Source organism: Kitasatospora sp. NPDC057542 (genome assembly GCF_042801945.1).
Taxonomy (GTDB): Bacteria; Actinomycetota; Actinomycetes; order Streptomycetales; family Streptomycetaceae; genus Kitasatospora.
This window is the reverse complement of record NZ_JBHVFE010000095.1, coordinates 1-23,449: the sequence shown is the minus strand read 5'-3', so window position 1 is coordinate 23,449 and position 23,449 is coordinate 1. Positions and strand designations below refer to the sequence as shown.

Sequence of the window (23,449 nt, the reverse complement as noted above, 5' to 3'; positions counted from 1 at the left end):
GCTTGATGTCCATGGCGGTCACGCTCCTCGGACGACGACGACGGGGCAGGGGGAGTGCTGGGTGACGTGGGACGAGACCGAGCCCAGGACCGGCCCCGGGGTGGCGGCTGCACCAGCCGTCCCAGGCGGAGGAGACCATCTCGGTCACGTCGTGGCGGGCGGTCCAGTCCAGCTCGCGGTGGATCAGGTCGGCGGAGGCCACGACCCGGGCCGGGTCGCCGGGGCGGCGCGGGGTCACCTCGGCGGTGGTGTCGTAGCCGGTGACCTTGCCGATCACCTCCAGCATCTCCTTGACGCTGACGCCCTCGCCGCGGCCGATGTTCAGCACCAGGGAGGTCGCGCCGGCCGGGTCGGCGGCCAGCCGCTTGGCGGCCGCCACGTGCGCCGAGGCGATGTCGGAGACGTGGATGAAGTCGCGGACGCAGGTGCCGTCCGGGGTCGGGTAGTCGTCGCCGAAGATCCGCGGCGCCTGGCCGGCGGTGAGCCGCTCGAAGACCATCGGGATCAGGTTGAACACCCCGGCGTCGGAGAGCTCGGGGGAGGCGGCGCCGGCCACGTTGAAGTAGCGCAGGGCCACGGTGGACATGCCGTGCGCCTTGCCGGCCGCGGCGACCAGCCACTCGCCGGCCAGCTTGGTCTCGCCGTACGGGCTCATCGGGGCGCAGGGCGTGGACTCGGTGACCAGGTCGACGTCGGGCATGCCGTAGACCGCGGCGGAGGAGGAGAAGAGGAAGCGCTTCACCCCGCCCTCGGCGGCGGCCTCCAGAACGGTCTGCAGGCCGATCATGTTCTCGCGGTAGTACAGGAACGGCTGCTCGACGGACTCGCCGACCTGCTTCTTGGCGGCGAAGTGCAGGATGCCCTCGACGCCGTGCTCGCGGATCGCGGCGTCCAGGACGGCGCGGTCCAGGGTGGAGCCCTCGATCAGGGGGACGCCGGCCGGCAGCCTGGAGGCGTCGCCGGTGCTGAGGTCGTCCAGGACGGCGACGCGCTCCCCGGCGTCGAGCAGCTGTCGGACGACGTGTCCGCCGATGTATCCGGCACCGCCGGTGATCAACCAAGTCATGTGCCGATCCTAGGGGCGCATCCGATCGGCACGTTCGGGCGAGTCGGGGTCGCAAATCGGACAAAACGGTGAAAAACTGGCAAAGATTTTCGTGCTCTCATGCCCGCGCCCCGGCGTGGTGACGAATCGGAGGCAGCCAGGTGCGCCGTCACAGGGAACATATCCGCCGCCTGCCCGCCGGGCCGCGGCGGACCGGGCCGAGGGCGCTGTCCGGGCGGCTGCCGGGGGCGGTCGCGGTCGTGGTGGCGGCCGCGCTGGCGCTGGCCGGCTGCAGCAGCGGCTCGTCCTCCTCGTCCACCGCCGCCGCCACCGCCGCCGCCACCGGCTCGCCCACGGCCACCGGCTCGCCCACGGCCTCCGGCTCCCCGCAGGCCTCGCCGACGCCCGGCCAGCCGAACGGCGGGACCCAGTTGCAGGACGCCTACCAGATGGTGATCGCCAACGTGCTTCCCTCCGTGGTGCAGATCACCACCGGCGAGAGCCTCGGCTCCGGGATCGTCTACGACGACAAGGGCGACATCGTCACCAACGCCCACGTGGTCGGCACCGCGACCACCTTCACGGTGACCCTCGCCAACAGCACCACGGCGCTGGACGCCACCCTGGTCGGCAGCTACCCCGACTCCGATCTCGCGGTGATCCGGCTGAGCAGCCCGCCGAGCGGTCTCAAGCCGGCGAGCTTCGGCGACTCGAGCAAGGTCCAGATCGGCCAGATCACCCTCGCCATGGGCAGCCCGCTGGGGCTCTCCAGCAGCGTCACCCAGGGCATCGTCTCGGCCGTCGGGCGGACCGTCACCGAGCCCCAGGGCGCCGGGTCGCCGGGCGCCACCATCGGCAACATGGTGCAGACCTCGGCGGCGATCAACCCGGGCAACAGCGGTGGCGCGCTGACGAACCTGGACAGCCAGGTGATCGGCATCAACACGCTCGCCGCGACCGAGCCGCAGACCAACGGCGCGGCCGCTCCCGGCATCGGTTTCGCCATCCCGGCGAGCACCATCACCAACATCGCCAACCAGCTGATCAATCAGGGCAAGGTCACCAACTCCGGCCGGGCCGCGCTCGGCGTCACCGCCCGGACCAGCTTCAACCAGCAGTTCCAGCCGGCCGGCGCGGTCATCGTGGCGGTCACCCCGGGCGGCGCGGCGGCCTCGGCGGGGCTCCAGGCCGGGGATGTCATCACCAAGATCGACGACACCCAGGTCGACTCGCTGAACGCGCTCACCACCGCGCTCGCCTCGCTCACCCCGGGCAGGCACGTCACCGTCACCTACACCCGGGGCGGCACCACCAAGACCGTCGACGTCACCCTCGGTGAACTGGGAACGCCCTGACCGCCTCCCCCCAGCCCCGGTACGGGGACGCCGGGCCGCACGCCGCGCAAGGGTTCAGCGGACCGGGTGCCGTACCGGACCGGCGCCGGGACCCCGCCTCGCCTCGACGGGGTCCCGGCGCACTGCCGTGTCCGTGCCGTGCCGCCCCTTGCCGGGTGGCTGCGCGGGCGGGGTCAGCGCCGGGCGGGGTCAGTGCCGGGCGGTGCGGGTGCGCCAGGGGAGTTCGACGGTGACGGTGGTCGGGCCGCCCTCGGGGCTGTCCACCACGAAGACCCCGTCCACCGCCCGGATCCGCTCGGCCAGCCCGGCCAGGCCGCTGCCCGGGTAGGGGGCCGCGCCACCCTTGCCGTCGTCCTGGACCAGCACCATCAGCTGGTTGTCCGAGCGCCAGACCTCGACCGAGGCGGAGCGGGCGCCGGCGTGCTTGGAGACGTTGGTCAGCAGCTCGCTGACGGTGAAGTAGGCGATGCCCTCGACCGCCGAGTCCGGGCGCTCGGGCTGCCCGTCCGGGCCGCTCAGGTCGACGTTCACCCGGACCCCGCCGGGGACGGTGCAGCGGGCGGCGACCGAGGACAGTGCGGCGTCCAGGCCGCGGTCGGTGAGCACCGCCGGGTGGATGCCGCGGGCCAGGTCGCGCAGCTCCTGGAGGGCCAGCTTCACCTCGCCGTGGGCGTTGTCGACCATCCGGGTGGCGGCCGCCATGTCGTCCTCGGTCTCCACCTCGCGCAGCCGCTCCTTGGCCATGCCGAGGTCCATCGCCAGCGCGACCAGCCGGGCCTGGGCGCCGTCGTGCAGGTCGCGCTCGATGCGGCGCAGGTCGGCGGCGGCGGTGTCGACCACGGTGCCGCGGTCGTCCTCCAGCTCGCGCACCCGCTCGGCCAGGGCGCCCGGGAAGAGCAGCGACTCGATCAGGATGCGGTCGACCGCGGCCAGCGCGCGGACCACCCAGGGCAGCACCGGCCAGAGCACGATCACCGAGACCAGGGTCAGCGTGAAGCTGAGCACGCCCCAGGGCAGCATCAGCACGTTGTAGAGCGCCGAGCGCCAGTTCAGCAGGTCGGTGAGCTGGGCGATGGTGTAGCCGACCATCCCCGGGCGGCGGGGCTTCACCGGTTCCGGCTCGTCGATCCCGGAGCCGTACGCCGACCGGGCCCGCTGCCGGCCCAGCGCCCCCAGGGAGCGCGAGACGGCCAGGCCGCCGGCCAGCAGCGGCAGGCCGATCACGGTGATCGACAGCCCCAGGCCGACCGAGAGCGTGGTCACGGCCAGCACGAAGCCGAAGATGCCGAGCGGCAGGTTGAGCAGCAGTCGGCCGATCTGGTGCCACATCCTCTTGCCGTACAGCGGCGGGCGCTCCATCCGAGCGTCCTGCTCCTTGATGGCGTCCACGGCGCGGTGCAGCGGCTTCATCCGGATCTACCGTCCCTCTTCGTCGTGCGGCTGGACCAAGCTTCCCGAACCGGGGGCGGCGTATGCCATGGGGGTGATACATCTTCCCAGCCGGGGGTTATCCCCACCCCCGGGCCCGGTCGCCGGACGCCCGACAGGGTGTCCACCGGCCGTCTTGCGGATCGGGCAGGGTTCGGGCGGAGCGGAGCCGTCCCCTTAGACTCACGCTTTGGCCATGGTTGGGCCTGGGAGAACAAACGTCGTAGAACTGTCCTGAGGGCGGGTTCACGGCCGAGGTGGAGGCGAAGACATGGAGGGGAAGCACACGGCTGCCGTCGTGGCCGACCCGGCGGTCGGCAGCGGCTACTTCGACGCGTACGCCGCGATGGGCCTCATGGCCGTCGTCGGGGTGCTCTTCGTCGCCGTGGCGTTCACCGCCAACCGGTTGCTGCGGCCCGTGGTGTACTCGCCCGAGAAACTCCTCGCCTACGAGTGCGGAGTGGACCCGGTGGGCGAGGACTGGGCGCACACCCAGATCCGCTACTACGTGTACGCCTTCCTGTACGTGATCTTCGCGGTCGACGCGATCTACCTGTTCCCCTGGGCAACCGTCTTCGCCTCCGCCGGTTACGGCGCCGGAACGCTGGTCGAGATGTTCCTGTTCATCGGCTTCCTCGCGGTCGGGCTGCTCTACGCCTGGAAGAAGGGTGTTCTGGAATGGACGTGACGCACTCCCACTCGCACGGCGGCGCGCAGGGCGGTCCCGTCCCGCTCGGCCTGCCGGACCCCGCGCGCCCCGGCGCCGTCGAGCGCCGCGGCATCGGCCCGCTGGCCCGGCTCGCGCCGGACCCCGTCAAGGTGGTGCTCAACTGGGGCCGCCGCTACAGCCTCTGGTGCTTCAACTTCGGGCTGGCCTGCTGCGCGATCGAGTTCATCGCCGCGTCCATGGCCAAGCACGACTTCATCCGGATGGGGGTCATCCCGTTCGCGCCCGGACCTCGTCAGGCTGATCTGATGATCGTTTCCGGGACGGTCACCGACAAGATGGCGCCCGCCGTCAAGCGCCTCTACGAGCAGATGCCCGAGCCGAAGTACGTCATCTCCTTCGGCGCCTGCTCCAACTCCGGCGGCCCGTACTGGGACTCGTACTCGGTCACCAAGGGCGTGGACCAGATCATTCCGGTGGACGTCTACGTGCCCGGCTGCCCGCCGCGGCCGGAGGCGCTGCTCCAGGGCATCCTCAAGCTCCAGGAGAAGATCGCCGCCGAGTCCCTGCCGGACCGCTACACCGCGCCCGCGGCGGCGCTGCGCCGCCCGCTGGTGGCCGGGCCCGCGGGCGGTTCCGAGGCCGGTTCCCCGACCGGGGCGCCGACCGGCCCTTCGACCCAGGGAGGGGTCTCGTGACGTCCGCCGAGCAGTGCGCGGCGTCGGTCGGGGAGTGGGCGACCGGCGCCGAGGCGTACGGGCTGATCACCGTCGACGTCCCGGCCGAGAACTGGATCGAGGCGCTCACCAACGCCCGGGACGTCCTGGGTCTGGGCTTCTTCGACTGGCTGAGCGCCGTCGACGAGCTCGCCGAGGGCTTCTCCGTGGTCGCGCACCTGGCCGCCGTCGAGGCGCCGGGCGTGCGGCACCTCGCGCTGCGCACCCGGGTGCCGCGCGACCGGGCGGCGCTGCCGACCGCCGTCCCCGTGTACGCGGGTGCCGCCTGGCACGAGCGCGAGACCCACGAGATGTTCGGCATCGACTTCCCCGGGCACCCTTACCTGGCCACCCTGCTGCTGCCGGACGGCTTCGAGGGGCACCCGCTGCGCAAGGAGTTCGTGCTCGCCGCCCGGGTCGCCAAGGACTGGCCGGGAGCCAAGGAGCCGGGCGAGTCCGACCACGGCGCCGGGCCGGCCCGGCGCAAGATGCAGCCGGCCGGTGTGCCGGACCCGAACGAGTGGGGGCCGCTCAAGGGCACCCTGCCGCCGGTCGCCGAGCGGCCCGCGCGCGGTGCGCGGGCGGCGGGTGCGGCGGCGCGGACGCCCCGGGCGGCCGCTGGTGCCGCCGCCGCTGGTGAGGGCGGCGCGCCGGTGCGGGCGGACCGGCCGCGGCGGACCCGGTCGGTGTCGGAGGGCTCGGCGAGCCAGGCGGCCGACGAGGCTCCTGCGACCGTTCCGGCCGAGGGTGCCCCGCCGGTGCGGGCGGACCGGCCGCGGCGGACCCGGTCGGTGTCGGAGGGCTCGGCGAGCCAGGGGGCCGACCGGACGGCCGGCGAGCCGACGGCCGAGCCCGCGGCTCCCGTACGCCCCCGGTCCTCCGACGCGCCCTGGCACAACCCGGTGCCCGCCCACGACGAGAAGCCGTCGGCCGGCGAACCGGGTGAGCAGAAGGACGAGACCTCGGCCGGGGCGGCCGACCAGGACGGAGACGGCACGTGAACCTGCTCGACACGGTGCTGCGCTGCGTCGCCACCCTCGTCGTCTTCCTGGTCTTCCCGCTGGTCATCGGCCAGACCGAGCACAAGGTCATGGCGCACATGCAGGGCCGGCTCGGCCCGATGTACGCGGGCGGCTTCCACGGCTGGGCGCAGCTCGTCGCGGACGGCGTGAAGTTCGCGCAGAAGGAGGACATCGTCCCGGCCGGGGCGGACCGCCGGATCTTCCAGCTGGCACCCGCCGTCTCGCTGCTGCCGTACCTCTTCGTGCTGCTGGCGGTCCCGGTCGGCCCGGACGGCTTCGTCGGCCAGGCCGTCGACGCCGGTCTGTTCTTCGTGCTGGCCGTGATGGGCGTCGGCGTGATCGGCAAGCTGATGGCCGGCTGGGCCTCGGCGAACAAGTTCTCGCTGCTCGGCGCCCTGCGCACGGCCGCGCAGCTGATGTCGTACGAGCTGCCGATGGTGCTGGCGGCGGCCTCGGTGGCGATGGCCGCCGGCACGCTGTCGCTGCCCGGGATCGTGGACGCCTGGCAGTGGTACTGGCTGCCCTGGCAGATCATCGGCGCGTTCGTCTTCTTCACGGCCGGGCTGGCCGAGCTCCAGCGCCCGCCGTTCGACATGCCGATCGCCGACTCGGAGATCATCTTCGGCGCGTACACCGAGTACACCGGTCTGCGGTTCGCACTGTTCCTGCTGTCCGAGTACGTGGGCATCCTGGTGGTGTCCGCGTTGACCGCGGTGCTCTTCCTGGGCGGCTGGCACGGACCGCTGCCGGACCAGCTCGGCTGGCTCTGGACGATCCTCAAGACCTTCGCGCTGGCCTTCGTGGTCATCTGGCTGCGGGTCACCTACCCGCGCCTGCGCGAGGACCAGCTGATGCGCTTCGCGTGGACGGTGCTGATCCCGCTCGCGCTGGTCCAGCTGGCCCTCACCGGCATCATCAAGGTGGCGATCTCATGAGCTTTCCCGGTGTCGGCCTCGCCAAGGGGCTGGCCGTGACGCTGCGGACGATGACGAAGAAGAGCGTCACCGCGCAGTACCCCGACGTGCAGCCGGTGCTGCCGCCGCGTTCGCGCGGCGTCATCGCGCTGCTGGAGGAGAACTGCACGGTGTGCATGCTCTGCGCGCGCGAGTGCCCGGACTGGTGCATCTACATCGACTCCCACAAGGAGACGCTGCCGGCCGCCGAGCCGAACGCCCGGGCCCGCACCCGCAACGTGCTGGACCGGTTCGCCATCGACTTCTCGCTCTGCATGTACTGCGGGATCTGCATCGAGGTGTGCCCCTTCGACGCGCTGTTCTGGTCGCCGGAGTTCGAGTACGCGGAGACCGACATCCACGAGCTGACCCACGAGCGGGAGAAGCTCCGCGAGTGGATGTGGACCGTCCCCGCGCCGCCGGCGCTGGACCCGGCGGCCGAGGAGCCCAAGGAGGTCGCCACCGCGCGCAAGGCGGCGGACAAGCTGGCCGCGACTGCCGCGGCGGCTCTTGAGGAGAAGGGTGACGACGCGTGATCGGTGCCGCCACGCTTCTCGCGGCGACCGGTTCCCTGGAGCCGGCCGCCCGTTCGTTCCTGTCCCCGACCGGCCAGGAGATCGTCTTCCTGCTGGTCGGCATCGCCGTGCTCGGCTCGGCCGTGGTCTCCGTGACCACCCGGCAGCTGGTGCACGCGGCGCTCTGGCTGGTGGTCGCGCTCGGCGGGCTGGCGGTGGAGTTCCTGCTGCTCACGGCCGAGTTCATCGCCTGGGTGCAGGTGCTGATCTACCTCGGCTCGGTGGTCGTCCTGGTGCTGTTCGGGCTGATGCTCACCAAGGCACCGATCGGGCGCTCGCCGGACGCCGACTCCAAGAACCGCTGGGTGGCCCTGGTCGTGGCGCTGGCCTCGGCCGGGACGCTGGTCACGCTCGTGGTCGACGCCTTCCGGACCTCCTGGGTCGACCTCGGCCGGGGCGGCGGCTCGGCCGCCGTCACCGGGGCCAGTCTGTTCCGGTACTGGGTGCTGCCCTTCGAGGCGCTGTCCGTGCTGCTGCTGGCGGCCCTGGTCGGCGCGATCGTGCTGTCGCGCGGCTCCAAGCGGCGGGTGCCGGCGCCGCGGGCGGGCAAGCTGCGCGCCGGCCGGCCGGTCGGGTCCGACGGGACGGTCGCCGCCACCGCGCCGAAGCCGGCTCCGGCGGTCTCCGAGCAGTCGACCCCTGAGCAGGAGGGCTGATGCACCTCGCCTACCCCGTCGTCCTCGCCGCGCTGCTGTTCAGCGTCGGCGTGTACGGCGTGCTCGCCCGGCGCAACGCCGTCCTGGTGCTCATGTCGGTCGAGCTGATGCTCAACGCCGTCAACCTCAACCTGGTCGCCTTCGACGCCTGGCTGCGGGACTCGCTGCACGCCGGGCAGGCGCTCACCCTGTTCACCATCACCGTCGCCGCCGCCGAGGTCGGGCTGGGGCTCGCCGTCGTGCTGCTGCTGTTCCGGGCCCGGGGCACCGCGGACATCGACCGGGCCACCGCGCTCGGCGACCCGGCCGAGACGCTCGCCGTCGAGGAGACGCCCGTCGGCGCCGAGGCGCCGACCGGATCCGAGGCACTGAAGGGCCAGGCCGCCGCATGAACCTCGCCCTGCCCGCACTCGTCCCGGCGCTGCCCGCGCTCGGCGCCGCCGCGACCCTGGCCGTCGGCAAGAAGGCGCCCGGCCTGGCCCGGCCGCTGGCGATCGTCCCGGTCGCCGCCTCGGCGGTGCTCGCCCTGGTGGTCGCCCTCCAGCTCGGCACCGGCCAGGCCCTGGACGCCGCCACCCGGCTCACCCCGACCGGCGGTCCGGACATCGCGCTCGCCCTCCACCTGGACGGCTTCAGCTCGCTGATCTCGGTGCTGGTCGGCCTGGTCGCCACCTGCGTCCAGGTCTACTCGACCGCGTACCTCAAGGAGGACCCGCGCTACCCCTCGTACGCTGCGCTGGTCTCGCTGTTCACCGCGGCGATGTTCCTCGTGGTCTACTCGGGCGACCTGATCGTGCTGCTGGTCGGCTGGGAGGTCATGGGCCTGTGCTCGTACTTCCTGATCGGCCACCACTGGGAGACCGCGGACGCCCGCTCGGCCTCGTTGAAGGCCTTCCTGGTCACCAAGCTCGGTGACGTGCCGTTCCTGTTCGGGATCTTCCTGCTCGGTGCGGACGCCGGCAGCTTCCGTGTCACGGACGTGCTGGCGGCCGCGACGGAGGGCAGGCTCGGACACCCGACGCTGACCGCCCTGCTGCTGCTCGCCGGCGTGGCCGGCAAGAGCGCGCAGTTCCCGCTGCACACCTGGCTCCCGGACGCGATGGCCGGCCCGACCCCGGTCTCCGCGCTGATCCACGCCGCCACCATGGTCGCGGCCGGCATCTACCTGGTCGCCCGGCTGCTGCCGGTGTTCCTGCTGTCGGGCGCGGCGCTGGTCGTGCTCGCGGTGATGGCCGCCGTGACGATGATCGGCTCGGCGCTCTGCGCGCTCGCCCAGGACGACCTCAAGCGGGTGCTCGCCTACTCCACCGTCGGCCAGCTCGGCTACATGGCCGGCGCGCTCGCCGCCGGGGACCGCGAGGCCTCGGTCTTCCACCTGGTCAGCCACGGCGCGTTCAAGGCGCTGCTGTTCCTGGCCGCCGGTGTGGTGATCCACGCCGCGCACACCAACTCGATCTCCGCGATGTCCCGCATCCCGGGGCTGCGCAAGCGGGTGCCGGACGCCTACTGGACGATGGGCATCGCGCTGGTCGCGCTGGTCGGGCTGCCGCCGTTCTCCGGCTTCTTCAGCAAGGAGGCGGTGCTGACCGCCGCCGAGCACGCCGCCAACGGCGAGGCGCTGACCAACGGGCTCGGCCCGGCCTCGGCGGTGCCGCAGGCGGCCGGGTGGATCGTGCTGATCTCCGCCGGGCTCACCGCGCTGCTCACCGCCGCGTACGCGACCAGGCTCTTCCTGCTGGCCTTCCACAGCCCGGCCGGTGCCGCCGCGGCCGCACCGCAGGTGCTGCCCGCCGCCGACCGGGGCACCGTCACGGCCGACCACGAGAACGGCGCGCCGTACTCGCCCGAGCTCGACGAGGCCGACCCGGCCACCGCCGAGCCGCCCGCGATGCGCTGGCCGCTGTGGGTGCTGGCCGTTCCGACCATGGGCTTCGGCGTCCTCGGTCTGCGCTCGGACTGGCTGCCCGCGCTGCTGGACGGCGGCTCGCTGCGGCCCTCCGCGGTCACCGCCGTCACCGGGACCGGGCTCGCCGTGGTCGGCGTGCTCGCCGCGTACGGCGCCTGGCGCTCGGCGACCGCCCGGCTGGGCACCGGCCGTCCGGCCCCGGCCGTCGCGGGCCGGGTGCCCGAGCAGGGCGGAGCCCCGGCCACCGAGGTGATCGTCGGCGACCCCGGGCGCACCCTGCTCGGCCCGCTGTTCGGCCCGGCCCGGCACGGCTTCGGCGTCGACCGGCTGTACCACGCGCTGTTCGTCCGCCCGGTGGGCGCCGCCGCCGAGCTGGTCCGCTTCCTCGACCGCGAGGTCGTCGAGACCTACGTGCGCGGCAGCGGAGCGGGTGCCAACCTGCTGGGCCGGGCCGTCCGGCTCGCGCAGACCGGAAACGCGCAGACGTACCTCAGCGCCCTGCTGGCCGCGGTCGTCCTGCTGGCCGTCCTGGTGGCGGTGTAGCCGGTGCCGCTCTCCTCCACCTCCGTCCCCTCGACCGCTCCCGGGAGCCCCCGATGAACGCAGTCCTCATCGCCCTCCTGGTGCTGCCGCTGCTCGGCGCCGCGCTCACTCTGGCGCCGGTGTTCGGGCCGGACCGGGCCGTCGCCGACCGGCGGGCACTGCGGCTGAACACCGTCGTCACCGGCGCGGTGTTCCTGCTCACCGTCGCCCTCGCGGCCGGCTTCGACCACGACGAGCCCGCCCGGATGCAGGCCACCACCGACGTGTCCTGGATCCCGGCCCTGCACGTGCGCCTCCACCTCGGGGTGGACGGCATCTCGCTGCCGCTGATCGTGCTGACCGCGCTGCTCACCTTCCTCTGCGCGCTGTACTCGGAGAAACGGCTGCCGGAGGGGGACGCCCGGGGCGGAACCCCCGATGAGCCCCGTCCGTCCGCGCAGGCCTTCGTCGGGCTGTTCCTCCTCCTCGAAGTCGGCATGCTCGCCACCTTCGCGGTGCTGGACCTCCTGCTCTTCTTCCTGGCCTTCGAGATCGTGCTGATCCCGATGTACTTCCTGATCGCCCGCTGGGGGAGCGGCGCGAAGGTCCCGGCCGCCAACCGGTTCATCCTCTACACGCTGCTCGGCTCGGCCGTGATGCTGCTCGGCTTCCTGCTGATCGGCAGCAAGGCCGGCACCTTCGACATGCAGGCCCTGGCCGCCGCGCACGGCGGCGGCCTGAGCCACACCACCCAGGTGATCGCCGCGCTGGCGATCCTGGTCGGGCTCGCGGTCAAGGCCCCCGCCTGGCCACTGCACAGCTGGCTCCCCGACGCGCACACCGCCGCCCCGACGGTGGGCTCGGTGCTGCTCGCCGGCGTGCTGCTGAAGATGGGCACCTACGGTCTCGTCCGCGTCCTCCTCCCCGCCGTGCCGGACGGCGCCGCCACCCTGGCCCCCTACCTGGGCGCCTTCGCGGCCGTCGGCATCGTCTACGGCTCACTGGCCTGCCTGGCGCTGGCCCGCCCCGGATCCAAGGGCGACCTCAAGCGCCTGATCGCGTACTCCTCCGTCGGCCACATGGGCTTCGTGCTGCTCGGCATCGCCTCCCTCACCCCGGTGGGCGTCAACGGCGCGCTGTTCGCCAACATCGCCCACGGTCTGATCACCGGTCTGCTGTTCTTCGTCGTCGGCGCGCTCAAGGACCGCTACGGCACGGCCGACCTCGACACCCTCTCCGGCGCCACCGGCGCCGCCCTGTACGGCCGGGCCCCGCGGCTCGGCGCGCTGCTCGCCTTCGCCGCCGTCGCCAGCCTCGGCCTGCCCGGCCTGGCCGGCTTCTGGGGCGAGCTGCTCGCCATGTTCGGCGCGTTCGACCCGGCCGGCGGCCTGTCGCGCCCCGCGTTCGTCACCTACATGGTCCTGGCCGGCCTCGGCACCCTCCTCACCGCCGCGTACCTCCTGATCGTGGTCAAGCGCGTCTGCATGGGGGACCCCGGGCAGCCCGCACCGGTGGCCGAGCTCGCCGACCTGCGCCCGTACGAGGCCGTCAGCTGGACGCCGCTGGCCGCGCTCACCCTGCTCGCCGGCCTGTGGCCCGCGCTGCTGCTCGGCCTCTCCGACCCCGCCGTCAAGCACCTTCTCGGGGGTGGCTGACCGTGCTCGCAGCCCAGACCGCCGCACTCGGACCTCACTCCACGGGGCAGCACACTGTGACCTCCCTCGCCGTAGCCAACCCGGGCAGCCTGATCCAGTCCGTGGACTGGGTGGCGATCGCGCCCCCGCTGATCGCCGCCGTGGCCGCCCTCGCCGTGCTGCTCACGGACCTGTTCCTGCCCGAGCGGCACAAGAAGTGGCTCGGCCGCCTCACCGCGGCCGGACTCGCCCTCGCCCTCATCGCGCTCCTTCCCCTCACCGGACCGTCACCCCGGGCGACCTTCTGCGTGCAGAACGTAGCAGGGGGGTCTGACAACGGCGGCTGCTCGTACGTCGCCGACCACTTCGCCCTGGTGTTCCAGCTGCTCGCCCTCGGCGGCGCGCTGATCGCGGCGCTGCTGTCGGTGCACACCGTGGAGAGCGAGAGGCTGCCGCGCGGCGAGTACTGGTTCCTGCTGCTCTCCAGCGCCACCGGCGCCGCCCTGCTGCCCGCCTCCCGCGACCTCGCCACCATGGTGATCGCCCTGGAGGTCGCCTCGCTGCCCGCCTTCGCCCTGGTCGCGCTGCGCCGGGACGGCCGGGGCGCGGAGGCCGCGCTCAAGTTCTTCGTCTCCTCGGTGACCGCGACCGCCGTGATGCTGCTCGGCGTCGGCTTCGTCTACGCGGCCGGCGGCAGCCTGCACCTCGACGCCGTCGCCCGGGGCCTGGAGCACGCCCCCGGGCAGCTCAAGCCGCTGGCCGAGACGGGGGCCGTGCTGACCCTGGTCGGCTTCGCCTTCAAGGTCGCCGCCGTCCCGTTCCACTTCTGGGTTCCCGACACCTACACCGGCGCCCCGCTGCCGGTGGCCGGCTACCTCTCGGTGGTCGGCAAGGCGGCCGGCCTGTCCGGGCTCGCGCTCGCCACCACCATCGCCTTCCGCCCGTACGCCCACACCTGGGGCCTGGTGCTCGCCGTGCTGGCGGCCGTCACCATGACCGTCGGCAACGTCGGCGCGCTGCGGCAGCGCTTCGACACCCGGTACAGCGCGGTGCGGCTGCTCGCCTGGTCCTCGGTCGGCCAGGCCGGGTACCTGCTGGTGCCGCTCGCCGCGGCCGGCTACGCGCCCACCGGCGTCGACCCCCTCGGCGCCACCGCGGCGTACGCGCTCATCTACGGCGTGGTGAACCTCGGCGCCTTCGGGGTGGTCGCCGCCGTCGGACGCCGGGCCGGGACCAGCGTGGACGACTTCCGCGGCCTGTTCGCCCGCAGCCGCTGGACGGCGCTGGCGCTCGCCTTCTTCCTGCTCTGCCTGGCCGGGCTGCCGCCGGGCGTGGTCGGCCTGTTCGGCAAGGTCGTGGTGTTCCGCGCGGCGGTCGACGCCGGACTGGGCTGGCTCGCCGTGGTGATGGCCGTCAACGTGGTCGTCGCCCTGTACTACTACCTGCTGTGGACGGCCCGGCTGTTCGCCCCGGCGGGCGACGCGCCCCTCGGAGAGGCCACTGCCGGGCACCGCCTGCCGACGAGCCTCACCGCGACGCTGGGGCTCACCGCCTCGGTCGCCGTGGTCCTCTCGGTGGCGCCGCAGCTGGTCCTCCAGGTGGCGGGCGGGTCGCTGTTCTGAGCCCGCGCCGCGCCGAGCCGGGGGTGCGGCCCGGCGGCCCCGCGGCGGTGTCGCGTCGGTCACAAGGGAACAAGGTCCCCGGCCCCACCCGTTGACCGGGCAAGAGGGACGAGGCAGAAAGGGCTTCCCCACCGCGCCATTGGAGGGCCTGACGTGCACAGCCGGCACAACGGACTGAGGACCGCGGTCCTGCTCGGAGGCCTGTCGGCGCTGATCCTGGTGATCGGCAGCCTCTTCGGCCGCACCGGCTTCGTGATCGCCCTGCTGGTCGCCCTCGGGACCAACGCCTACGCCTACTGGAACAGCGACAAGATCGCGCTGCGGGCCATGCGGGCCCGGCCGGTCAGCGAGTTCGAGGCACCCGGGCTGTACCGGATCGTCCGCGAGCTCTCCACCTCGGCCCGCCAGCCGATGCCCCGCCTCTACATCTCCCCGACCCCGGCCCCGAACGCCTTCGCCACCGGCCGCAACCCGCGCAACGCGGCGGTCTGCTGCACCGAGGGCATCCTGCAGATCCTGGACGAACGCGAGCTGCGGGGCGTGCTCGGGCACGAGCTGAGCCACGTCTACAACCGGGACATCCTGATCTCCTCCGTGGCCGGGGCGCTCGCCTCGGTGGTGATGTTCCTGGTGAACTTCGCCTGGCTGATCCCGTTCGGGCGCGACGAGGACGACGACGGCCCGGGGCTGTTCGGAATGCTCGCCATCATGATCCTCGGCCCGCTCGCGGCCGGGCTGATCCAGATGGCGGTCAGCCGCTCCCGCGAGTACCAGGCCGACGCCGACGGGGCCCGGATCACCGGCGACCCGCTCGCCCTCGCGAGCGCCCTGCGGAAGCTCGACGACGGCACCCGTCGGCTGCCGCTCCCGCCCGAGCCGCAGCTCCAGACGGCGAGCCACATGATGATCGCCAGTCCCTTCCGCCCCGGCGAGACCGGCGCCCGGCTCTTCTCCACCCACCCGCCGATGGCCGAGCGCATCGCCCGCCTGGAGCGGATGGCGGGGTACGGACGGTAGCGCGGCCACCGGCCTCCGCGCCTCCCGCACCGCCGCCGCCGCGTGATCCCGCCGAGGCGGGCCCCTCGGGCGGCGGGGGCGGCGCCGTACGCCCCCGAACCCCTTGCTCCGACCGGTTCGGCGCGGCCCCGTGCTCGTTAGGATGAACCCGCGCCCGTCGGTCCGGGCGCGGCATCCGGAGGGAGTGGGCCGTCATGGCAGACGAGAGGAACGTCCCGGCGGCCGGGGACGCGCCGGCCCGACGACGCGGCCAGGGCGAGCTGGAGGCTCAGGTGCTCGGGGTGCTCCAGCAGGCGCCCGGCCCGGCCGCCGCGGGATGGGTCCAGGAACGCCTGGAGGGCGACCTGGCGTACACCACGGTGATGACCATCCTGTCCCGGCTGCACGCCAAGAACGCCGTGACCCGGACCCGCTCCGGCCGTTCCTACCTCTGGCAGGCCTCCTCGGACGCCGCCGGTCTGGCCGCGCTGCGGATGCGCCGGATGCTCGACGGGGAAGCGGACCGGGACGCCGTCCTGGCCAGTTTCGTCAGCGCGCTGCTGCCGCACGACGAGGAACTGCTCCGGGCGCTGCTGGACGCCGCGTCCGCCGATCCGGCAGCGCCCGACCGTGAGAGCTGACCCGTGGGCCTCTTCGTCTTCCTCCCGCTCGTCCTGCCGCTCACCGCGGTCCCGATCGCGCGCCTGACCGAGCAGCACCTGCATCCGCGCGGCGCCACCCGGCTGATGACCGTGATCAGCGCGGTGATGGCGGTGTGCAGTGCGCTCTGCCTCGGGCTGATCGGGGTGGTGGGCACCGCGCAGATCCCCGGCAACCCGCTGCCGGACAGCTGGTCAGACCCGGAGGTGCGGGCCGCGCTGCCGTACCACGAGACGGTCGGCACGGCTGCGATGTGGCTGCTGGCCCTGGTGGGCCTCGCCTGCGCCCGGACGACCGTCCGGCACCTTCGGGTGCGGGGCCGGGCCCGCCGGGCACTGAGCGGGCTGCCCGCCGGGCCGGGGGAGAGCGGCGACCTCGCGGTGCTGCCGGACCGCAGCCCGTACGCCTACGCGCTGCCCGGATCGCCCGGCCGGGTGGTGGTCTCGACCGGGATGCTGGCCGGCCTGGCTGCCGACGAGCGTGAGGCGCTGCTCGCGCACGAGCGGGCGCACCTGCGCCACCGGCACCACCGGTACCTGCTGACCACCCAGCTCGCCGCCTGCGTCAACCCGTTCCTGCGGCCGTTGCAGAAGGCGGTGGCGTACAGCGCGGAGCGCTGGGCGGACGAGGAATCGGCGCAGGCCGTGGGGGACCGCCGGATCACCGCGCGGGCGGTGGCCCGGGCGGCCCTGGTCTCGCACGCCGCCCCGGCGCCCGGCTTCGCGGCCTTCGCCGCCCCGGCCGCGGCGGCCGGCCCGGTGCCGCGCCGGGTCGCGGCGCTGCTCGGCCCGGTGCCGACCTCCCGCAACTGGCCGCCGGCCAAGACGCCGGCGGGACTGGCGGCGATGGTCGCGGCGGTCGGGACGGCCGCGTCGGCGCTGTGCGCGCTCAACGCCGCCGTGGCCCTGCTGGTGGTGCTCAAGGCCGTCACCCCGCTGTAGCGGCCCGCCCGCCCGGACGGCTCAGAGCCTTGCGGCCAGCTCGTCGATGGCGGCCTCGGCCGCCGCCAGGGACTCGGCGGCGAGCGGCTGGAGGGCGTTCAGCGCCGGGATGTCCGCGGCCCTGGTGAGCTCGGCGGTGACCACGTGCAGGTGCTCCGCCGCGACCCCGATCCGGTCGAAGTACGCCCGCAGGTACGGGACCTGGAAGTCGCAGTGGGCGCGCGGCGTGCCCGGACCGTAGCCGCCGCCGCGGACCGCGACGACCACCACGCGGGTGTCGCGCAGCAGCGGCGCGCCGGTCTCCGGGTCGTGGTGGACACCGGGGAAGGTGACCCGGTCGATCCACGCCTTGAGGCCGGTCGAGACGGTGTAGTTGTACATCGGGCTGCCGATCAGCAGGGTGCCGGCGGCCCGCAGCTCCTCGATCAGCGGGCGGCTGAGCGCCCACTCGTGCGCCTCGTCCGGCCCCTCGGCGAGGCGGCCGATGTCGTCCAGCGGGAGTATCCCCTTGCGCTCGGTGCGGCGGCCGAGGGCGTCGTAGGCCGCGCGAACCGGGGGTACCGGGTCGGCGGCGAGGTCGTGGTGCCGGTGTCGGGCGGCGACGCCGTGCCGGACGCGCCAGGCGGCGGCGAAGCGGGCGGTCAGGGCGCGGCTGACCGAGCCGGACGGGCTGATGCTGGAGTCCAGGTGGAGCAGCGTGGTGGAGGTCATGGTGGTCTCCCGGTCACCTCGGAGGGGGACGGATCGTCATAGCGGTGACGAGCCGCGCCGAGGAAAGGTGACCGATGGACGGGGACGCGATGCCGGGAGCGGCGGCCGGGGGAGCACCGGCCGGGCGAGCGGCCTCGGAGCGGAGGGCCGGGGCGCCGGCGGAGCGCTTCGAGGCCGAGCGCGGCCGGCTGCGGGCGATCGCCCAGCGGATGCTCGGCTCGACCGGCGAGGCCGAGGACGCCGTGCAGGAGGCCTGGCTGCGGCTGGTCCGCACCGATCCGGCGGAGATCGACAACCTGCCCGGCTGGCTGACCACGGTGGTCTCCCGGATCTGCCTGGACCTGCTGCGGGCCCGCGCCGCGCGCCGCGAGGAGCCGACCGACGAGGCGCTGCCGGACGCGGCGGGCGGCGGCCCGGAGCCGGAGCGGGAGGCGCTGCTGGTCGAGTCGGTGGGCCGGGCGCTGCTCGTGGTGCTGGACCGGCTGGGCCCGGCCGAGCGGGTCGCCTTCGTGCTGCACGACGGCTTCGCGGTGCCCTTCGACCGGATCGCGCCGATCGTCGGGCGGACTCCGGCGGCCGCCAAGAAGCTGGCCAGCCGGGCCCGGCAGCGGGTCCGCGGCACGGTCTCGCCGCCCCCGGAGCCGTCGGCCGGGCACCGGCGGGTGGTGGAGGCCTTCCTGGCCGCCGCCCGGGGCGGGGACCTGGCGGACCTGCTGGCCGTACTGGCCCCGGACGTGGTGCGGCGGGCCGATCCGGCGGCCCTGGGGCCCGGCCGGGCCCTGGTGGCCCGGGGCGCGCAGGCCGTCGCCCGGGAGACCACGGTCTTCGGCCGCCGGGCCCGCTACGGTGCGGTGGCCCTGGTGGACGGGGAGCCCGGCATCCTGATCGCCCCGGACGGGCGGCTGCGGCTGGTGCTGCGGGTGGCGGTCGCGGACGGCCGGGTGGCCGGCTACGAGGTGGTGGCCGACCCGGCCCGGCTCGCCGCGCTCGAACTGGCCGTACTGCCGGGGTGAGCGCGTGGTCGGGGTCGGCCGAGCCCGGTCAGTCGGCGATCCGGACCAGCATCTTGCCGGTGTTGGCGCCGCGCAGCATGCCGAGGAAGGCGTCCACGACCCGGTCGAAGCCGTCCACGACCGTCTCGTCCGGGACGACGGCGCCCGAGCGAAGGTGCGGGACCAGGAAGTCGTACAGCTCCGGCCGGGCGTCGAGGTGGTTGCGGACCAGGAAGCCCTCCAGCCGCAGGCTCTTCCCGACCACGTCGAACAGGTTGCACGGCGCGGCCGGCGGGTTCCCGAGCCGGTTGTACTGGGCGACCGCGCCGCACCAGGCGATCCGGCCGTGGTCGCGCAGGGCGCCGATGGCGGCCTCCAGGTGGTCGCCGCCGACGTTGTCCAGGTAGACGTGCAGCCCCTCGGGAGCGGCCTCGCGCAGGCGCTCCGCGCTCGCGCACCCGCAGGGCCACCCGGCGCCGCGCGAGCTCCCGCTGGTCGACTGGGACGAGAACTGCGGCTCGTACACCCGGGACTGGTGGCGGCGGCAGGACTGGATCCCGCCCGCGACGGTGGACGTGGAGGACGACACGGTGGCCGTCTCGCTGGTCGCCCAGGGCCTGGGCATGGCGATCATGCCCCGGACGGCGCTGCTCGGCGCCCCGGCCGGCCTCTCCGTCACCGACCTCGGACCGCAGCCGCCGAGCCGCTCCGTCGGGTACGTCGCCACGCCCGAGCTGGCCGGGACGGCCGCCGTCCGGGCGCTGATCCGCGAGCTGCGCGAACTGCCGCTGCCGGCCGGGCTGTCGGCGGTCCGGCCCCCGACGACCCGGCCCCCGACGACCCGGGCCCCGGCGGCTCAGCTCCCGACGGTTCGGTCCTCGACGGCCTCCCGGAGCGTGCGGAACTCCTCGGCCAGCCCGTCCAGGGTGTAGTGGGCGTTGAGGCCGCTGGGGTTCGGCAGCACCCACACCTCGGTGTCGCCGATGCCCTCCGACTGTCGCCCGAGCGCGGCCCGGCGCTGCCCGAAGGCCGTCCGGTAGGCGCCGATGCCGAGCACGGCCAGGACGCGCGGGCGCAGCCGCAGCACCCGTTCGCGCAGCGCGGCGCCGCCCTCGCGCAGCTCCTCGGCGGTCAGCTCGTCGGCCTTGGCGGTGGTGCGCGGGGCGACGTTGGTGATGCCCAGGCCGAGTGCGAGCAACTCCTGCTGCTCGTCCGGCCGGTACTGGCGTCCGGTGAAGCCGGAGCGGTGCAGGGCGGGCCAGAAGCGGTTGCCCGGGCGGGCGAAGTGGTGACCGGTGGCGCCGGACCACAGGCCCGGGTTGATGCCGCAGAACAGCACCCGCAGCCCGGGCCCGGTGACGTCCGGGATGGTGGTGTCCCTGGCGGCGAGCAGCTGCTCGGCGGTGGGCTTCATCGGTGCGCTCGGATTCACCCGGCCAAGTCTGCCCGGCCCTCCGTCGGGGCCTCCGTCGGGCCCTCCGCCGGAGCCGGAGCCGAAGTCGCGGCAGCGGAGCGGCGGTTGCGCAGCAGGCGCAGACCGAACACCACCGCGGCCGCGTAGGCCCAGCCGACGAAGACGTCGATGATGAAGTGCTCCGCGCCGTAGACCAGGGTGAAGGTCATCGCGAGCGGGTAGGCGACCAGCACCGCCCGCAGCCAGCGCTCGGCGGTGGGCCAGAAGAAGAAGAGCAGCATCGCCGGGTAGGCGGAGTGCAGCGAGGGCATCGCGGCGACGTCGTTGGCGAACTGACTGCCGTTCTCCAGCAGCGAGTCGGCCTGCGGCAGCCCGCTCACCGAGATCACCTCCCAGACCACCCGGGACAGGTGCGGCAGGTTGCCCTCCTGGGAGACCAGCCACGGCGGGTCGGCCGGATAGAGGATGTAGGTGGCGAAGCCCGCGAAGGTGAGCGTCAGGTAGCAGGCGAGCAGCTGCCGGAACCGGTGGTGCGCGCGCCGCCAGAGCACCGCGAGCAGCAGGAAGACGACGAAGAAGTGCGAGAGGTAGACGGCCACCGCGGCGTAGTCGTACCAGTGCGGCGAGCCGGAGGTGTAGAGGGCGTGCTGGAGCCGGACGGTCCAGGTCTCGCCGAGGCCGAGCGCCTCGTCGAAGCGGAGCTGCGGCAGCCAGTGCGGGGCCCACGGGGTGTGCGCGCCGTAGCCGCGCAGCAGCGAGTACGTCCACACCACGGCCATCACCGGGACCCAGTCGCGCAGGACCAGGAGGAAGCCGCGGGGGCCGTGCCCGCTGTGCACGGCGGCGGTCAGCAGGGCGGCGATCAGCCAGAGGAACAGCACGTCGTTGGCTGCGGGGATGCCCTCGGTGCGCAGGAACCAGAGGAAGAACGTCAGGTAGAGCGGCCAGGCCAGCCACCGGAGTCTCGACCAGCCCGTCACGCGGGGTCGGGGCGGAGGCACCGGGCGCGGCTGCCCGGCCCGCACGTGGTGCGGGGCCGGGCGGAGGGTCTTGGTCATGCGCACCGAAACTAGCAACTCAAGCTTGGAGGACACTGGGTGAAATATGACCGGATCGTAAGAACAGCCGACTCGGTCGGCACCCGGTTCGACACACGCTCAGACATGGTCAGGCCACGATGCCGAGCTCGTGCGGGGTGTTGTTGAAGCGGCGGCCGCCGGCCGGGGTGACGGTGACGATGTCCTCGATCCGCACCCCGAACCGGCCGGGCAGGTAGACGCCGGGCTCGATCGAGAAGCACATGCCGGGCACCAGCGGCCGCTCCTCGCCCTCGACCAGGTAGGGCGGTTCGTGCGTGGTGGTGCCGATGCCGTGGCCGGTGCGGTGGATGAAGTACTCGCCGTACCCGCCCTCGGTGATCACCCGCCGGGCGATCCGGTCGATCTCCTGGCACGCGACCCCGGGGCGGACCGCCTCGAAGGCGGTCTGCTGGGCCCGCCGGACCAGCTCGTGCACCTTCCGCACCTCGTCCGGAACGTCCGGGCCGACGTGCACCGTCCGGGTGGTGTCGGAGCCGTAGCCGTCCTTGAGGCCGCCGAAGTCCAGCACCACGGTGTCACCCGTACGGATGACCCGGTCGCCGGCCTCGTGGTGCGGGTTGGCGCCGTTCGGGCCGGATCCGACCACGGTGAAGTCGACCTGGCTGTGCCCGTACTGGATGAGCAGCGCGCCGAGGTCGGCGGCCACGTCGGTCTCCCGGCGGCCGGCGAAGTCGACCTCCAGGATGCGCCGGTAGGCGGCGTCCGCCGCGCCGCCGGCCGCGGCCAGGCGGTCCAGCTCCTCGGCGTCCTTGACGGCGCGCAGCATCGGCAGGCTGTCGGTGAGCGAGGTGAAGGAGACGCGGGGCAGCGCGGCCTGGAAGCCGAGCAGGTGCAGTGCCCAGGTGTTGTCGGAGACGCCGTACCGTCCGGCCGGGTCGAGCAGGGGGCCGGCGGTGGCGAACGGGTCCTCGCCGTCGGACCAGTCGAGCAGCCGGACGGCCGGGGCACCGACCGCCTTCTCGGCGTCCGGCCGCTCCAACTTGGGGACCACCAGGGCGGGTTCGTTCCCGGCGGTGAGGACGAGGGCGGTCAGCCGCTCGGTGATCGCGGTGGGCGAGTAGCCGCACAGGTAGGCCAGGTCGGGGCCGGGGGCGACGACCAGGCCGGCCAGCCCGGCGGCGGTCGCCTCGGCGGTGGCACGGGCCATCCGGGCGGTGTGGTCCTCGACGGTGAAGGGGCGGGGCACGGCGGTTCCTCCTCTGGGGCCGGACGGGCTCGGCTGAGATGCCGTCGGGTCAACTCCATCACTTCCTCGCCGAGTTGGCGAAGCCCTCGGAGAGGCACCGCCGCGATCCGGACGGCGGGCCGGCCGGTCCTCCATGGACCGGGGCGGCTTCGACGGTGACCCCGGACCCCGGCGGGGGCCGGCGCCACCCCGGCCGGCGGCCGGCGCGGTCGGCAGCCGGAACACGAGTGCCGGGACGAGACGCAGGAGGACGCGGGCCAGAACGCGGAGCGCCGTGGCCGGGGCGGTGACCGTTCGGTTCGGTGGGAGCGTGTCCGTGGAATGCATGCGGTCCTCCTCCGTGCGGCCCCGGCCGGAAGCGCCCGGCTGCTCGGGAGCCGGGGGAAGGGCCCGGGTGGACGAGCCGTACCCGGCCAGTCCACCCGGGCGCCGCGGCCGCCGCACGCGCACGCGCCCGAGCGGGTGACCGGCGGCGAGATCGGCGCCGAGGCCGGCACTGGGACCAGCGGCAGGAACGGCTCCGGGGCCGGCCGCGGTCCGCGCCGGGGGTGCCCGGCAGTCTGCTCTACGGTCTCCGGCCGGGCACGGAATCATAAATTCCGGGCCGACTGTCGGTGCCGTGGGACACCATGTCCGGCATGTCCTACGAACTCCAGGCGCTGATCGGAACATGTGAGCTGCTGACGGTGGCGGCGGCGGAGGTTCCGGCGGCCCGGGTGGTCCCGCTGGCACAGGGGCTTGCGCTGATCCCGGTCACCTCCGCCGTCCGCGCCGCGCTCCAGGGGGACGGCAGCGTGCGCAAGCCCGGCGGCGGGGCCGGGTTCGGCTGGCACTCGGACGGCTTCGAACTCCGGCTGGCCGCCTGGTCGAAAGCCGGCCCGATCGCCTGCGTCGAGGCGGAGTACTTCGGCGGCAGTGGTACCCAGCGTGCCGCCGTCTGGACGGACGGCAGGGTCGTCCTCGGCCCGCTCACCATCGGCGAGTTCGAGCCCGCCCCGGCCGAGGGCACCCCGATATCCCGTGCCCTGCGGCAGGTCGGCGCACGCACGGAGGAAGGCCGGGCGGACGAGTTCGAGTCGGTCGGCCTGGGCCGGCACCGCAGCACCGGCGGCTGGGCGGAGCCGGCCGACTGACCTGGTCGGCCCCGTGCTCGTGGGGATCGCCCGGCCGCGGGCCGGGGCGGTCAGGGCGAGGAGGGGGCACCGGCGCGCCGGTGCCGACCGATGCGGCGGAGCAGGGCGGTCCCGGACGTCCTCCGGGCGGAAGCCGGCGGCGATCCCGTGGAACCGCCACGCGCGCACCCCGCGGCCGGACGGGAAGAGCACGACGGGGCGCGGCGCCGAAGACG

General features: G+C 74.1%; 22 protein-coding genes and 3 pseudogenes. 17 read left to right on the top strand and 8 right to left on the bottom strand.

The genetic code is table 11. The features are described 5' to 3' along the window. Positions 1 to 18: 18 nt before the first annotated feature. Together ACFU7Y_RS14960 and galE are read right to left on the bottom strand one after the other, a co-directional pair. Complete coding sequence (locus tag ACFU7Y_RS14960) at positions 19 to 87, bottom strand: universal stress protein (protein WP_380768151.1); 69 nt, start codon at positions 85 to 87, stop codon at positions 19 to 21. A 10-nt stretch (positions 88 to 97) separates the two neighbouring features. Then, a pseudogene (gene galE / locus ACFU7Y_RS14955) lies at positions 98 to 1,066 on the bottom strand (UDP-glucose 4-epimerase GalE); the annotation flags it as partial. A gap of 170 nt (positions 1,067 to 1,236) precedes the next feature. On the opposite strand from galE, the gene ACFU7Y_RS14950 reads away from it, so the two are divergent. After that, entirely contained in the window at positions 1,237 to 2,400 is a 1,164-nt protein-coding gene (locus ACFU7Y_RS14950) for a S1C family serine protease (RefSeq protein ID WP_380768149.1), read from the top strand. A 189-nt stretch (positions 2,401 to 2,589) separates the two neighbouring features. Here the strand turns inward: ACFU7Y_RS14950 and ACFU7Y_RS14945 are convergent, their stop codons facing one another. Further along, on the bottom strand, positions 2,590 to 3,810 hold the full coding sequence (locus ACFU7Y_RS14945; RefSeq protein ID WP_374120120.1) for a sensor histidine kinase: 1,221 nt from the start codon (positions 3,808 to 3,810) through the stop codon (positions 2,590 to 2,592). Between the two features lie 364 nt (positions 3,811 to 4,174). On the opposite strand from ACFU7Y_RS14945, the gene ACFU7Y_RS14940 reads away from it, so the two are divergent. The 13 genes from ACFU7Y_RS14940 (at position 4,175) to ACFU7Y_RS14880 (ending at position 16,698) form a co-directional block, all read left to right on the top strand. Next, a complete protein-coding gene (locus ACFU7Y_RS14940) occupies positions 4,175 to 4,516 on the top strand; it encodes an NADH-quinone oxidoreductase subunit A (protein ID WP_374120121.1) in 342 nt (113 codons plus the stop codon). After that, positions 4,507 to 5,193, top strand: a complete 687-nt coding sequence (locus ACFU7Y_RS14935) for an NADH-quinone oxidoreductase subunit B (protein ID WP_224284523.1) — start codon at positions 4,507 to 4,509, stop codon at positions 5,191 to 5,193. Before ACFU7Y_RS14940 ends, ACFU7Y_RS14935 begins: the two co-directional genes overlap by 10 nt. Next, positions 5,190 to 6,212, top strand: a complete 1,023-nt coding sequence (locus ACFU7Y_RS14930; RefSeq protein ID WP_380768143.1) for an NADH-quinone oxidoreductase subunit C — start codon at positions 5,190 to 5,192, stop codon at positions 6,210 to 6,212. Before ACFU7Y_RS14935 ends, ACFU7Y_RS14930 begins: the two co-directional genes overlap by 4 nt. Next, complete coding sequence (gene nuoH / locus ACFU7Y_RS14925; protein WP_374120116.1) at positions 6,209 to 7,168, top strand: NADH-quinone oxidoreductase subunit NuoH; 960 nt, start codon at positions 6,209 to 6,211, stop codon at positions 7,166 to 7,168. Before ACFU7Y_RS14930 ends, nuoH begins: the two co-directional genes overlap by 4 nt. Beyond that, positions 7,165 to 7,722, top strand: a complete 558-nt coding sequence (locus tag ACFU7Y_RS14920) for an NADH-quinone oxidoreductase subunit I (protein WP_224284489.1) — start codon at positions 7,165 to 7,167, stop codon at positions 7,720 to 7,722. The genes nuoH and ACFU7Y_RS14920 overlap by 4 nt, the downstream gene beginning before the upstream one ends. Next, entirely contained in the window at positions 7,722 to 8,417 is a 696-nt protein-coding gene (locus ACFU7Y_RS14915) for an NADH-quinone oxidoreductase subunit J (RefSeq protein ID WP_374120117.1), read from the top strand. The genes ACFU7Y_RS14920 and ACFU7Y_RS14915 overlap by 1 nt, the downstream gene beginning before the upstream one ends. Further along, complete coding sequence (gene nuoK / locus ACFU7Y_RS14910) at positions 8,417 to 8,809, top strand: NADH-quinone oxidoreductase subunit NuoK (protein ID WP_380768141.1); 393 nt, start codon at positions 8,417 to 8,419, stop codon at positions 8,807 to 8,809. The genes ACFU7Y_RS14915 and nuoK overlap by 1 nt, the downstream gene beginning before the upstream one ends. Further along, a complete protein-coding gene (locus ACFU7Y_RS14905) occupies positions 8,806 to 10,866 on the top strand; it encodes an NADH-quinone oxidoreductase subunit L (RefSeq protein ID WP_380768139.1) in 2,061 nt (686 codons plus the stop codon). Before nuoK ends, ACFU7Y_RS14905 begins: the two co-directional genes overlap by 4 nt. Before the next feature lie 53 nt (positions 10,867 to 10,919). Next, on the top strand, positions 10,920 to 12,500 hold the full coding sequence (locus ACFU7Y_RS14900; protein ID WP_224284027.1) for a NuoM family protein: 1,581 nt from the start codon (positions 10,920 to 10,922) through the stop codon (positions 12,498 to 12,500). Positions 12,501 to 12,556: 56 nt separating this feature from the next. After that, positions 12,557 to 14,101, top strand: coding sequence for an NADH-quinone oxidoreductase subunit N (locus ACFU7Y_RS14895; protein ID WP_224284031.1), 1,545 nt, complete (start codon positions 12,557 to 12,559; stop codon positions 14,099 to 14,101). 153 nt (positions 14,102 to 14,254) lie between these two features. Further along, positions 14,255 to 15,118 (top strand): zinc metalloprotease HtpX, encoded by an 864-nt coding sequence (gene htpX / locus ACFU7Y_RS14890; protein WP_224284028.1) that lies wholly within the window; start codon positions 14,255 to 14,257, stop codon positions 15,116 to 15,118. A 194-nt stretch (positions 15,119 to 15,312) separates the two neighbouring features. Further along, positions 15,313 to 15,738: a BlaI/MecI/CopY family transcriptional regulator gene (locus tag ACFU7Y_RS14885; RefSeq protein WP_224284029.1), complete on the top strand. Its 426-nt coding sequence runs from the start codon at positions 15,313 to 15,315 to the stop codon at positions 15,736 to 15,738. A gap of 3 nt (positions 15,739 to 15,741) precedes the next feature. Then, the gene (locus tag ACFU7Y_RS14880) at positions 15,742 to 16,698 is read left to right on the top strand and encodes a M48 family metalloprotease (RefSeq protein ID WP_380768138.1); all 957 of its coding nucleotides are present in this window, start codon (positions 15,742 to 15,744) and stop codon (positions 16,696 to 16,698) included. Between the two features lie 21 nt (positions 16,699 to 16,719). Here the strand turns inward: ACFU7Y_RS14880 and ACFU7Y_RS14875 are convergent, their stop codons facing one another. Next, positions 16,720 to 17,409, bottom strand: a complete 690-nt coding sequence (locus ACFU7Y_RS14875; RefSeq protein ID WP_380768136.1) for an NAD(P)H-dependent oxidoreductase — start codon at positions 17,407 to 17,409, stop codon at positions 16,720 to 16,722. A gap of 74 nt (positions 17,410 to 17,483) precedes the next feature. Between ACFU7Y_RS14875 and ACFU7Y_RS14870 the strand changes: the two genes are divergently transcribed. Continuing rightward, a complete protein-coding gene (locus ACFU7Y_RS14870) occupies positions 17,484 to 18,422 on the top strand; it encodes a sigma-70 family RNA polymerase sigma factor (RefSeq protein ID WP_380768135.1) in 939 nt (312 codons plus the stop codon). A gap of 28 nt (positions 18,423 to 18,450) precedes the next feature. Here the strand turns inward: ACFU7Y_RS14870 and ACFU7Y_RS14865 are convergent. After that, positions 18,451 to 18,846 (bottom strand): annotated as a pseudogene (locus tag ACFU7Y_RS14865) (zinc-binding dehydrogenase); the annotation flags it as partial. Position 18,847: 1 nt separating this feature from the next. Here ACFU7Y_RS14865 and ACFU7Y_RS14860 point away from each other — a divergent pair. Continuing rightward, positions 18,848 to 19,180: pseudogene (locus ACFU7Y_RS14860) on the top strand (LysR substrate-binding domain-containing protein); the annotation flags it as partial. Positions 19,181 to 19,257: 77 nt separating this feature from the next. Here ACFU7Y_RS14860 and mug read toward each other — a convergent pair. From mug to ACFU7Y_RS14845, 3 genes are all read right to left on the bottom strand, one after another. After that, positions 19,258 to 19,815 carry a G/U mismatch-specific DNA glycosylase gene (mug, locus tag ACFU7Y_RS14855; protein WP_380768147.1) on the bottom strand — a complete coding sequence of 186 codons (558 nt, stop codon included), beginning with the start codon at positions 19,813 to 19,815 and terminating at the stop codon, positions 19,258 to 19,260. Between the two features lie 14 nt (positions 19,816 to 19,829). Next, positions 19,830 to 20,873, bottom strand: coding sequence for a phosphatase PAP2 family protein (locus tag ACFU7Y_RS14850; RefSeq protein ID WP_380768134.1), 1,044 nt, complete (start codon positions 20,871 to 20,873; stop codon positions 19,830 to 19,832). Between the two features lie 109 nt (positions 20,874 to 20,982). Then, a complete protein-coding gene (locus ACFU7Y_RS14845) occupies positions 20,983 to 22,062 on the bottom strand; it encodes a M24 family metallopeptidase (RefSeq protein ID WP_380768145.1) in 1,080 nt (359 codons plus the stop codon). Positions 22,063 to 22,739: 677 nt separating this feature from the next. Here ACFU7Y_RS14845 and ACFU7Y_RS14840 point away from each other — a divergent pair. Continuing rightward, positions 22,740 to 23,234: a hypothetical protein gene (locus tag ACFU7Y_RS14840; RefSeq protein WP_380768132.1), complete on the top strand. Its 495-nt coding sequence runs from the start codon at positions 22,740 to 22,742 to the stop codon at positions 23,232 to 23,234. Positions 23,235 to 23,449 lie beyond the last annotated feature (215 nt).